The sequence below is a fragment of the Brevibacterium linens genome (genome assembly GCF_003999335.1).
GTDB classification, from domain to species: domain Bacteria; phylum Actinomycetota; class Actinomycetes; order Actinomycetales; family Brevibacteriaceae; genus Brevibacterium; species Brevibacterium linens.
The window spans coordinates 2766074-2777852 of record NZ_CP026734.1 but is presented as its reverse complement, the minus strand read 5'-3'; the positions used below and the strand labels follow the sequence as shown (position 1 = coordinate 2777852).

At 63.7% G+C, this 11779-nt stretch carries 8 protein-coding genes, 1 other RNA gene and 2 pseudogenes; 9 read left to right on the top strand and 2 right to left on the bottom strand.

Features of this window, described 5'->3' with window-relative positions; translation table 11 throughout:
* Positions 1-94 precede the first annotated feature (94 nt).
* From CXR29_RS18055 to CXR29_RS12560, 9 genes and pseudogenes are all read left to right on the top strand, one after another.
* Positions 95-391: pseudogene (locus tag CXR29_RS18055) on the top strand (globin domain-containing protein); the annotation flags it as partial.
* 479 nt (positions 392-870) lie between these two features.
* Positions 871-1065: pseudogene (locus tag CXR29_RS18050) on the top strand (hypothetical protein); the annotation flags it as partial.
* 265 nt (positions 1066-1330) lie between these two features.
* Positions 1331-2455, top strand: a complete 1125-nt coding sequence (gene prfB, locus CXR29_RS12590) for a peptide chain release factor 2 (RefSeq protein ID WP_127364687.1) — start codon at positions 1331-1333, stop codon at positions 2453-2455.
* Positions 2456-2801: 346 nt separating this feature from the next.
* Entirely contained in the window at positions 2802-3491 is a 690-nt protein-coding gene (gene ftsE, locus CXR29_RS12585) for a cell division ATP-binding protein FtsE (RefSeq protein ID WP_101554193.1), read from the top strand.
* The gene (ftsX, locus tag CXR29_RS12580) at positions 3488-4402 is read left to right on the top strand and encodes a permease-like cell division protein FtsX (protein ID WP_101594162.1); all 915 of its coding nucleotides are present in this window, start codon (positions 3488-3490) and stop codon (positions 4400-4402) included. The genes ftsE and ftsX overlap by 4 nt, the downstream gene beginning before the upstream one ends.
* Position 4403: 1 nt before the next feature.
* Entirely contained in the window at positions 4404-5633 is a 1230-nt protein-coding gene (locus CXR29_RS12575; RefSeq protein ID WP_127364686.1) for a M23 family metallopeptidase, read from the top strand.
* A 216-nt stretch (positions 5634-5849) separates the two neighbouring features.
* Positions 5850-6320 (top strand): SsrA-binding protein SmpB, encoded by a 471-nt coding sequence (gene smpB, locus CXR29_RS12570; RefSeq protein ID WP_127364685.1) that lies wholly within the window; start codon positions 5850-5852, stop codon positions 6318-6320.
* A 139-nt stretch (positions 6321-6459) separates the two neighbouring features.
* Positions 6460-6837: a transfer-messenger RNA gene (gene ssrA, locus CXR29_RS12565) on the top strand.
* A 186-nt stretch (positions 6838-7023) separates the two neighbouring features.
* Positions 7024-7410, top strand: a complete 387-nt coding sequence (locus CXR29_RS12560; protein WP_127364684.1) for an SdpI family protein — start codon at positions 7024-7026, stop codon at positions 7408-7410.
* A 767-nt stretch (positions 7411-8177) separates the two neighbouring features.
* Here CXR29_RS12560 and CXR29_RS12555 read toward each other — a convergent pair.
* Together CXR29_RS12555 and CXR29_RS12550 are read right to left on the bottom strand one after the other, a co-directional pair.
* Positions 8178-9854, bottom strand: a complete 1677-nt coding sequence (locus CXR29_RS12555; RefSeq protein ID WP_127364683.1) for a thiamine pyrophosphate-binding protein — start codon at positions 9852-9854, stop codon at positions 8178-8180.
* 381 nt (positions 9855-10235) lie between these two features.
* Entirely contained in the window at positions 10236-11657 is a 1422-nt protein-coding gene (locus CXR29_RS12550) for an integrase core domain-containing protein (protein ID WP_127363809.1), read from the bottom strand.
* Between the last annotated feature and the right edge of the window lie 122 nt (positions 11658-11779).

Below are 11779 nucleotides of genomic sequence, written 5' to 3'. Positions count from 1 at the left end.
GTTGATCTCGCAACCCGCACTCACCATCGTCCGGGACACCCTCCCCGTCATCGGATCGGCCATCGGCGACATCACCCCGATCTTCTATGACCGGATGTTCACCGCCCGTCCCGACCTGCTTGCTGACCTGTTCAATCGCGGCAATCAGGCCCAAGGCGAACAGCAGAAGGCGCTGGCCGGCGCGATCGCCGCCTATGCCAGCCTGCTCGTGTCCGAGGATGCGCCGAACATCGACGCGATGATGAGCCGGATCGCGAACAAGCACGCGTCGCTGGGCATCACCGAAGACCAGTACCCGATCGTCTACGAGCACCTCTTCGCGGCCATCGGCGAGGTCCTCGGCGAGGCGGCCACCCCCGAGGTCGTCGACGCGTGGACCGAGGTCTACTGGGATATGGCGAATACCCTCATCGCCGCCGAACGAACGCTCTACGCCCACCACGACGTCGACCCCGGTGACGTTTGGTCCGACCTGGTCGTCAGCCGCCGCCGGCAGGAATCACCGCACACCGTCAGCCTACTCCTCGCTCGCCCCGATGGTGGAGCTCTGCCGCAGGCCCGTCCCGGGCAGTACATCTCAGTCCAGGTGCAGCTGTCTGACGGGGCGCGGCAGATCCGCCAGTACAGCCTCACCCGGACGAGTTCGAACGACTCCTGGGCGGTGACGATCAAGGCCGAACCGGGCCGCGCGGAAGCGGGCGTCCCTGCTGGTGAGGTGTCGAACTTCATCCATGAAATGTCTTCGAAGGCGACCGGGTCCGCTGCTCGCTGCCCTACGGCGACCTCGTCGTCGAAGAGGCCGAGACCCCGCTGCTCCTCGTCTCTGCGGGCATCGGCTGCACCCCGATCCTCGGTGCGCTCAATGACCTCGTGTCCAAGGAATCCCGGCGCGAGGTCACGGTCCTCCACGCCGACCAGTCGATGGCCTCCCACGCCCACCGGCAGGAGATGGTACAACTCGTCGCCCAGCTGCCGGGTGCCCGGATGCACCACTGGTACGAACAGCTCGGTGCGCGCACGGCGACTGAGACCGTCCATGAAGGCTTCATCGATCTCGCCGAGGTGGGCGTCCCCGTCGACGCGCAGGTGTACCTGTGCGGTCCGCCACCATTCATGAAGGACGTGTTCCGCGGACTCGATGCGCTCGACGTGCCCGAGGACAATATCCACTTCGAGGTCTTCGGCCCCGACACCTGGGCAACCGTGCCCGAACTCGTCCCCGCCTGACCTCAACCGGGGGACTGTGCAGATGCGCGCCGAGGCGGTCCCACCTCGGCGCGCATCCGTCGGTTCTGGGCAGGGCGGGGGCATGCACTAGAATCGGATCATTATGGCCACCACTGATTACTCTTCTGAAATCGCCAACCTCCGCCAGACGTACAAAGCGATTCTCGACGTGTCCGATCTGGACAATCTGCGCGACGAGGTTGCCGAGCTCACGGAGCAGGCGTCGTCGCCGACATTCTGGGACGACCCCGATTCGGCGCAGAAGACCTCGGCCAAGCTCTCGCACAAGCAGGGCACCCTGGAGAAGCTCGAGAAGTTCGGACAGCGCATCGACGATGCCGAACTCCTCGTCGAGATGTCCCAGGACGAAGGCGACTCGGACTCGCTCGAAGAAGCCGACCGCGACATCAAGAAGCTGCGCGATCAGTTGGCCGAACTCGAGATCTCGACCCTGCTCAGCCACGAATACGATGAGCGCTCCGCCGTCGTGACCGTGCGCTCGGGCGCCGGCGGCGACGACGCGACCGACTGGGCGCAGATGCTCACCCGCATGTACGTCCGGTGGGCGGAGAACCGCGGCTACAAGGTCCAGGAGCTCGACACCTCCTATGCCGAAGGTGCGGGCATCAAGTCCGCGACCATCCAGATCGACGCGCCCTACGCCTACGGCACGCTGTCGGTCGAAGCCGGCACTCACCGTCTCGTGCGGATCAGCCCCTTCGACAACCAAGGCCGCCGCCAGACCTCCTTCGCGGCCGTCGAGGTGGTCCCGCTCATCGAATCGACCGACCATGTCGAGATCGACGAGAACGATCTGCGCATCGACGTCTACCGGTCCTCGGGCCCCGGCGGACAGTCGGTGAACACGACGGACTCGGCCGTGCGCATCACGCACATCCCCACCGGCGTGGTCGTGAGCATGCAGAACGAGAAGTCCCAGATCCAGAACCGTGAGGCCGCGATGCGCGTCCTCCAGTCCCGCCTCCTCGACCTCAAGCGCCAGGAAGAGGCTGCACAGAAGAAGGAGCTGGCCGGCGACATCAAGGCCAGCTGGGGCGACCAGATGCGCTCGTATGTGACCCATCCGTACCAGATGGTCAAGGACCTGCGCACCGGCTACGAGGTCAACAACCCCTCGGCGGTCTTCGACGGCGACCTCGACGGACTCATCGAAGCCGGCATCCGCTGGCGCAAGGAACAGGAGATGGCCGAAGAAGCCGAGGCCTGAGCCTCCGGCCGCGACCTCTCCCGGTCCGCCCGCCCCCGGTCTGCCCGGCCCCGGTCTGCCCGCCCCCGGTCCGCCCGCCCGTCGGCAGCCGGACTATCCGGCGCGCATCCGCCTCGGCGACGGTTCCCCTGACGGGGCATCGCCAATTGCAGGGAAGAGACTGTTGATTTTCGCCGCCGAAACCAACATTCCCTTCCCTGGGAATTCCGGGCTCGCGGGCGGCTCGCCGGCCCGACTGTGAACTTCATCAGATCGCACCACACGCCCGGCCGCCTCCGCGAACATCACGGAACTGTTACGTACAGTGGAAGCGGCCGAGCCACCCGCAACATGATTGAAGACCGACTTGATCAGATTCGACTCCGTTTCGAAATCCTACGACACGCGTTCCCGCAAAGCACTCGACGACATCTCGTTCGAGGCTGACCGCGGGGAATTCGTGTTCCTCGTCGGGGCATCCGGATCGGGAAAGTCCACAGTCATCCGACTCATTCTGCGTGAAGAGGCCCCCAGCGCCGGACGCATCCACATCGCCGGAAAGTCCGTGGTGAAGATGCCCAGCTGGAAGGTGCCCTACCTGCGGCGGGGGATCGGAACCGTGTTCCAGGACTTCCGCCTGCTGCCGAACAAGACCGTGTTCGCCAATGTGGCCTTCGCCCTCCAGGTGATCGGAAAGTCCCGCGCGGCCATGTCGACACTCGTCCCCGACGTCCTCGAGACCGTGGGCCTGGCCGGTAAGGAGAAACGGTACCCCAGTGAGCTCTCCGGCGGTGAGCAGCAGCGTGTGGCCATCGCCCGCGCCGTGGTCAACAAACCCGGAATCCTGCTCGCCGACGAGCCGACGGGCAACCTCGACCCGGCCACAAGCGCCGACATCATGAACGTGCTGGAGAAGATCAACCGCAACGGCACCACCGTGCTTATGGCCACTCACGACGGAGAGATCGTCAACCGGATGCGTCGGCGGGTCATCGAACTGCGCGAAGGCGAAATCGTCCGCGACGTCGAAGAAGGCACCTACGGAGTCGCCTCATGAGGGCCGGGTTCATCCTCTCCGAAGTCTGGTCGGGTCTGCGCCGGAACTTCTCCATGGTCATCTCCGTCGTGCTCGTGACATTCGTGTCCCTGCTCTTCGTCGGAGCCGCGATCCTGCTGCAGATGCAGGTCGGTCAGATGAAGGACTTCTGGTACGACCGTGTGCAGGTCTCCGTGTTCCTGTGCCCGCCGGATTCGGAGGCGACGAACTGTGTCGACGGTGAGGTCACGGGCGACCAGAAGGATCAGATCCGGGCCGAACTCGAAAGCTCCGATCTGGCCCCCTATGTCGACAAGGTCTACTTCGAGGACAAGACCGAGGCCTACGAACACTTCCAGGAGCAGTTCAAGGGCACCAGCCTCGAAGGCACCGTGCCCGAGGATGAGATGAACGAGTCCTTCCGGGTCAAACTCAAGGACGCCGAGAAGTACGACATCATCAAGGAGACGTTCTCGTCGACTCCCGGGGTGGAAGAGGTCGTCGACCAGAATCAGCTGCTCGACCGTCTGTTCGGGGTGCTCAATATCGCGACGATCGTCGCGATCGCGATAGCCGGCATCATGCTGCTGTGCGCGATGCTGCTCATCGCCACCACCATCCGACTCTCCGCGTTCTCGAGACGCAGGGAGACCGGCATCATGCGACTGGTCGGTGCGTCGAACACCTTCATCCAGATGCCGTTCCTGCTCGAGGGGGTCATCGCTTCGGCCATCGGGGCGACTCTGTCCGCCGGTGCTCTGGGCCTGCTCGTCCGCTTCGGTGTCAGCGGCTGGCTGCAGTCGCAGGCCACTGGATTCAGCCTCATCTCCGGATGGGACGTCCTCCTCATCACCCCCGTGCTCATCATCATCGGCGTGCTCATGGCCGGAGCCTCGTCGCTGATCACGCTGAACAAGTACACGAAGGTCTGAGATGAGACGCAGACTGGGACTCGTCGTCACGGCCGCCGCATTGGCGGTGATCATGCCGGTCACCTCGGTGGTGGCCGACCCGCGCGACGACAAGAGCGAGGTCGACGAACGCGTCAAGGAACTCCAGCAGGAGTTCGAGGGCCTCGATGAGGAACTCGCCCGCGTCATCGCCGAACGCGACGCCGCGCAGGAGAAGCTGCCGGATGCCGAAGCCGAATCGAAGGCCGCCGACGATGCGTTGGCGAAGGCGATCGAAAAGGATGAGGACATGGCTGCGCGCCTGTCCTCGGCGGAGAACGCGCAGAAGGACCTCAAGGATAAGATCACGTCCGGCACCGAGGAGATCGACAAGCACAAGACCTCGGCCGCGCGCATCGGGCGGCAGGCCTACCAGAATTCGGGCATCACCTCAGATCTCGCGATGCTGCTGCAGATGGCCGAGGGCACGAGTGCCGACGGCGGTATCGGCCGCGTCGACTCAGCGGTACGGTCCCAGCAGCGCACGATCGACGAACTCTCCGAACAGCGGGCGCTGAACAAGAACAACGAAGAGCGGCTTTCGGGCGTGACGGAGAAGATCTCCGACCTCAAGGACGAAGCCGCCGAAGCGGTGCTGGCCAAAGAAGCCGCGCAGGTCGATGCGAAGAAGAAGGCCGACAACCTCAACGACCTCATCTCCGCGAAGGACGATGCGGAGAAGACCATCTCCGACAACAAAGCCAAGACCGAGAAGGAGCTGGCCGACGAGAAGGCCGAGCAGGATCGTCTGGCCAAGAAAGTCCGCGAATGGGAGAAGGAGCAGGAGAAGAAGGGCAAGTTCGTCTTCGGTGACGGAGACTTGGCCAACCCGGCCAAGGGATACCCGATAACGTCTCCGTTCGGATACCGCATCCACCCGATCACCGGCGCCCGGAAGCTGCATACCGGAATGGACTTCGGTGTGCCCTGCGGAACACCGATCCGCGCGGCCGGCGACGGGATCGTCGTCACCTCCGGCTGGACCGGCGGGTACGGCAATCGCGTTGTCATCTCCCACGGCAAGATCGAGGGCAATTCGATCGCGTCGACCTACAACCACAACACGAAGCTCAAGGTCCACGACGGGCAGAGGGTCAAGAAGGGCGACATCATCTCGTACTCCGGTACGACGGGCGCATCGACCGGTTGCCACCTGCACTTCGAGATCATGAAGAACGGCACCTACGTCGATCCCAAACCCTACATCTCCTAATTCCTACCTGACGGCGGCTCAGCAACCTCGCGCGAGGTTGCTGAGCCGCCGTCAGGTAGTTCTGGGAGGGGTTTCGAGGAATAGGGGAGTCGACGGTGTCGTTGCCTCATCCGGAGACGGTCCCCGGCGTTGGGACGTGGTCCGCTTTGGGATAGAATGGATGGCTGTGCGCGCGAACGCGTGCACAGGCGATCGGGAGCAGAGAGGAGGCCGGTCATGCCAAAGGACACTGGCAAGAAAGTCATTGCGAGGAACCGCAAGGCACGCCACGACTACCACATCGAAGACACGTGGGAGGCCGGGCTAGTGCTCACCGGCACCGAGGTGAAGTCGCTGCGCGAAGGCAGGGCCTCACTGACCGACGGCTTCGCCCTCATCTTCCAGAACGAAGCATGGTTGGAGAACGTCTACATCCCCGAGTACCTGCAGGGGACCTGGACGAATCATTCGGCCAGGCGTCGCCGGAAGCTGCTGCTCCACCGCGAGGAGATCCTCAAGCTCTCGCAGAAGGTCAAGGAGTCCGGCCGGACTCTGGTGCCGCTCGAACTCTACTTCGACGGGTCGCGGGTCAAGGTCGAGATCGCTCTGGCCAAGGGCAAGCGCGACTGGGACAAACGTCAGGCCCTGCGTGAGGCGCAGGACAAGCGCGAAGCCGAACGCGCGATGAAGGCCAAGCAGTTCCTCTGAGGCCTGCTCGGCACCTTTCGTGAACGGCCGGGAATGCAATTGGCTCGGTCTGCGTTGTAGGAGTATGCTGGAGTACCTGATCGGCGCCAGCAGCCTCCTCGGCGGATGAAACAGCTGATCAGTTTTGGTAACAGAATATGGGGATGATCGGTTTCGACGTCGGACACTGCGTCGGGAGAAGCGGGCCGAGAATGCAGAGTCATCTCGTTAATGTCCTCTGCAAAACAATAGGTGCTAAGTCTAACAACCGCACCGATTTCGCCCTCGCTGCCTGATAGAGCGCGAGCTGCGAATCCGTCAGCCTAGAGTTGCCTCTGCTCTAGTGTCTGGCGTCGCTTAAGAGGCCACTGCTTCAGACACATGTTGGGGGTGTCTGAGGAACTTTCACTCAACTCCGTTCGTTGGTCCATGTGTTCGTGCAAGGGCCAGAACCTAAGAGACATTTTCACGAACTGCGCCCGGAGAAGTCCTGACAATCTGCCGACGGACGCGGGTTCGATTCCCGCCATCTCCACGTGTCTAAGCCCCGGATTCCTTAAGGATCCGGGGCATTTCGCTGTCCGGAGATCCCCAGAGCTGCCACTTTGCCCCGTCGAAGTCGACGAAGCGTCGAATAGAGCGAACACCATCGCCGAGGCGGCCGGACAGGGCCGTTCCCACCTGTCCCTTGGAGATCGGCTGAGTTCAGCCCCGATGAGATACGGTGGATCCGAGCTCAGAGAGGGGACCGGTACCGATGTTCTATCCGCCGCTGATCGGTTGCCTGCTCCTTGCCGTTGTCTGCGTCGTTCTCGTGTTGGTCATCCGCGGCGACCGTCTGCCCCGCAATCGTGCAATCGGAATCCGGTCGGCGCTGACGCTGCGGTCCGAGGCCGCTTGGAAAGCTGGCCACCGTGCGGCGATTCCCATGCTGATCACCATCAGCATCATCGCCGTCGGCTTCTCGATTGCACTGTTGAGCCTTGAGAAATTCGCCTGGCCGAAGGCAGTCGGAGCCGTTCTCGCGGTCTCGGGGTGGCTTCTCATCCTCGGCCTCTTTGTCAGAGTCTGGACGACGGCCCACCGCGCGGCGCGGTCCGCAGACAACTGACCTCCCACGGCGACGACCTCCCACGGCGACGACCGCCGTACCAACATCTGGGCACCCTCTTCGCGACGCCCTCGCGAGACCCCGGAGTTCCGACCACTCGGCCGATCACGATCGTCATCGCCGTGGCCGTCGGCTTGCCCATCCTCATTCGAGCTCAGTTGCGTCCGGGACGGGCTGCACGGCTGGAGTGGGCAGTCCTCGGACTGCTCGGCGGCCTCGCCTTGGCCGCCGTCGCCGCCACGCTGGGTCTGTCGACTCTGTGGCTGAGCCTGACGGTGCTGGCGATGCTCGCCCGAACGTCGTCGAGCCGGATGAGCCTCGCCGTCATTGTCATTCTCGCAGTCGCGAACATCGTCTGTCCCCTGGTCACGGCCGACGGTGCGACCTTTGCGCTCATGGGGTTCGCCCTGGTCATCGCCGCGATCGCGATCGGTCTGATGCTGCGATCGAATGACTGCACCCTGATCGAACGACAGGCCACCGCCACCGAGGCGGAACGACGTCGCATCGCCACCGTCGAACCGGGCGAAGTCGGGCACTGCCAGCCGAACGGCGACAAAGATCACGGTAGCGCCGACGTAGTTGCTCAGCGCCAACGGACGCAGCGGTACGAATATGGACAGTCGTCGTCTCAACTCTGTGGCTGCGCCGTTTCTGACAGGGCCGGCTGGAGAAGTTGTGGCGCCTCGTCACCTGGGGTCGGTCGGCACAGCAAGACCAGCGTCTGCACCCGGGCCGCCACCAGCTGTGCAACCGGCCAGGCGCGGTCACGAGTGCACGCGAATGACCTCTTCCTGGTACGGCGCGATGACCTCGCCGGAGATCCGCAGGTCGAGAAGCAGGAAGGGCCGTTCGTCGACCGGACGAGCCTTCCACTCCTCGATGATGTCGAGATCGGACAGGGATCGGACGACGACGCCGTGTCCGCCGGCGGCCGTGGCCAGGGCCGCGAAGTCGATCTCGTCGATGAGCATGGGTGACTTCTCCAGCCCCTTGAGCCCGTACAAGTTGACCTCGGCGCCATAGGCCGCGTCGTTGAAGACCACGGCCATTCCGCGACCGTCGGCGACCCGGATCGCGGTGTCGAGGTCGGACAATGCCATGGCTCCGCCGCCGTCACCGCTGGTGAGCACGATCGTCGACTCCGGGTTCGCGCGGGCGGCTCCGGCGACGGAATGCCAGCCGAGTCCGATCGATTGGAACGCGGTGCCGACCATCGCCAGCCGGTCCGGGGCGCTGGGTTCCCAGAACATGTTCGCCCAGGCGATGAAATGTCCGCCGTCGGAGACGACGACCCGATCTTTCGGCAGAATCTCGCCGAGGCGGCTCGCCGCCGCACGTGGATCGAGCCGACCGTCCCCGGCGAGCTCCGACCCGACGGCGTAGGCACGGTCGGCGGTGGTGTCGACGGAATCGTGCCAGCGCGGAGCGCCGCTGTCCGAATATTTCGCACCGTCGATTCCGGTCGACTTCAGCCGTGCCACGAGGTCGGCGGCAGCGAGTTTCGCATCGGCTCGGATGAAGCCGCCGACGCGGGCGTTCGTGGCACGGTCGTCGGTGTCGATCTGCCACACCGTCGTCGAGGGATGGAAGAGGTCTCCGAAACGCATCGTGAACTGATTGAGCGAGGCTCCGAAGACCACGGCGACATCGGCTTCCCGGACGCGATCCATCGCGGCCGGGGCGCCGAAGCCGCCGGCGACTCCCAGGTCGTGTTCGGCAGCCGGGAAGAGATTGCGGCCCAGCGCGGTCGTCACACTCAGCGCACCCGTGAGCTCGACGAGTTGACCGAGCTCGTCGCTGGCTCCGGCCAACCAGGCTCCGCGACCGGCGAGCAGCAGCGGGCGCTTCGCCGCAGCCAGATCTGTGGCGAGACGATCCAAGGCCGCATGAGTGAACTCCCCGGTCGGTGCTGTCGGTGCCGGACGGCTGGGACCGGGGACGGCCGGAATCTCACCGATCTGAAGAGTCGCGACATCGCAGGGGATCGCGAGCACCACGGGCACCCGGTAGGTCAGCGCGTGCTCGATCGCGGTCACGGTCGCGGCGGCCGCATCGACCCGACCGACGGTGTACGTGCGTACACCCACCGCCGAAGCCATGGCGATCTGGTCGACGTCCCACGGCCGCGGACCCGATGTCGGCTCATCCCCGACGACGAGGACGAGGGGAACTCTGGCTTGGGCCGCCTCGGCGAGGGCGGTGAGCGTATTCGTGAACCCGGCACCATAGGTCGTGGTGGCGGCGGCGATCCGCCCGGATGTGCGGAAGTGAGCGTCGGCGGCGACGACGGCTCCGGCCTCGTGGCGGACGGCGGTGTAGGTGGCCGAGGTGCCACGCAGCAGGGCGTCGAGGAAGTAGGCGTTGCCGTTGCCCATGAGGCCGAAGACCTCGTCGATGTGGGCGGCGAGTGTGTGCGCGACGTGCGCGGAAGTATGAGCCATGGCTGGCCTTTCGCGAATGAGATATGGAAACGAGGGATCCATATATGTCTCACACGCGCGACTCGGCGGCTTCGTGCCCCTTTTTCGGGCACCGGCTGATGTGCCGCTCGCCCTGGGGACCCAATTCCGAGGGTTGCCGCGGTCGGCTCAGCCTGACCCTTCGAATATAGGTGACTGTGGCCTGAGGCACCAAGTCGGGCGACGTCCCGGCACGCAGATCGCACCGTCCAGAACTACCTGACGGCGGCCCAGCAACCTCGTGTGGAAACTCGCGACCTTGCTGACAACCTCACTCATTACCTTGCTGACAACCTCGCTCATTACCTTGCTGACAACCTGACTCACTAGGTTGCAGACACTCTGGGCGGGGTTGTCTTTTCTTCAGTGACATATCGTGACGGTCCGGTCAGCTGGTGCCTCGGATGGGAAATGCTTGAGCAGATAGTCATGCTGTTTCGTCAGCCACGTCTTCGTAGCTCCACGCATTCTGGCTCCAACGACTCTCCACAACGGATACCGCCTGACTGTTTCAGCGGTGCGAATTGGCAGCGGAAAATACACCGCTTCCTCACCAGTGGTCGGGTCGAACAAGGTGTAAGCGTCCTCGGTGACCACTGACTGATAGGTCCCGACCAGGGATTTCGGTACTCCGAGTCCGACAGCGTGGACATAGAGCTGTGGATTGCCCGCGGCAATCACAACACGGTCTGGCACTGCATCGGCGGCTTCTGGAAAGGGTTCGCCGGCAAACCTGTTCTGATCGGGAAGTGGTTGGTTCAACGCGGCCTGAACTCGGCGGCGTTGAGCATACTCACGTGCGATCGCTTCGACCTCAGTGCGCGGGATCGGTGTGCCGTTTGAGGGAGTATGCACGGCGGCTTCCCACGCCTGTCGCGGAGTCATATTTCCTGGCAATGCCTGATGCCGTCGGCGATTGTTGTAGCGGTCGCGGAAAGCCACGATCACCTTCTGCGCTTGCTCAAGACTGCGGGGACGGTTGGCGTCGAGGACTCTCAGCAGTGTCTGGTGGCCACGTTCGTTCTTGCCCTGGGTTTGCGGGTGTCCGGGCATGCCGGAGATTCCTCGGCAGCCGTGGTCGGCGAGGAAGAGTTGAGTGGTCACGACCCAGCCCTGACGGTTGCCGTTGAACGCGTTGCCGTTGTCAGTCAACAGCTCCTGGGGCACTCCATAGTCAGTGAAGGCAGCGGAGATGGTCTGGATCGCGTCGGCACTGTTTTCCACGCCGTGGAAGGCTTGTGTGCCGACGTCGAAGCGGGTGGAGTCATCAAGGAGCTGATACACCGTGATCTTCGTCTTACCGCCGGTGAGTGTGTATTCGAAGGCATCGAGTTGCCACATCTCCATGGCGTTGGCACGGACGAATCGGATCAATGATGATCGCGGGCGCTTCTTCGGGTTCGTTTTCACTCGCCCAGCGTCGGAGAGGATCCGACCGATCGTGGCCACAGAAGGGACGGGTTCGGTGAACTGACCGGTATCGACTCCGTGGAACCAGATCGATTTCGGGCCGGCATCCCACCCGGTGGACTCGAGTTCGGTGCGGATCTTCAGGACGAGGTCGGTGGTGGTCTGGTCATAGATTCGTACGGTGTTCTTCGGTGCCGATGAGTGGGGGTGGAGTGCCAGGAGTCCTTCGGTTTTGTAGCGTTTGCGGATCGCGTAGAACGTGGTTCGAGTGATGCCGTGGTGGCGGCAGAACTCGGTGATCGGTGGAGAGTCTGATGCGTTGGGGTCGAAGTCGATGATCGCGCGGCGGGTGGCCAGTGAAAGAGGTTCGGGCATGACCCGAAGTGTGCTTCATGGTGTCAGCAACGTCATGAGACATGGTGTCAGCAATGTGTTGAGACAGGTTGTAAGCAAGGTAGTGAGACAGCACAGCCCAGCAACCTCGCGCGAGGTTGCTG

Bases quoted from the DNA above. Each gene is read 5' to 3' on its own strand.
- prfB (WP_127364687.1), top strand. From the start codon at position 1,331: ATGGCCACCACTGATTACTCTTCTGAAATCGCCAACCTCCGCCAGACG.
- ftsX (WP_101594162.1), top strand. From the start codon at position 3,488: ATGAGGGCCGGGTTCATCCTCTCCGAAGTCTGGTCGGGTCTGCGCCGG.
- CXR29_RS12575 (WP_127364686.1), top strand. From the start codon at position 4,404: ATGAGACGCAGACTGGGACTCGTCGTCACGGCCGCCGCATTGGCGGTG.
- smpB (WP_127364685.1), top strand. From the start codon at position 5,850: ATGCCAAAGGACACTGGCAAGAAAGTCATTGCGAGGAACCGCAAGGCA.
- CXR29_RS12555 (WP_127364683.1), bottom strand. From the start codon at position 9,854: ATGGCTCATACTTCCGCGCACGTCGCGCACACACTCGCCGCCCACATC.
- CXR29_RS12550 (WP_127363809.1), bottom strand. From the start codon at position 11,657: ATGCCCGAACCTCTTTCACTGGCCACCCGCCGCGCGATCATCGACTTC.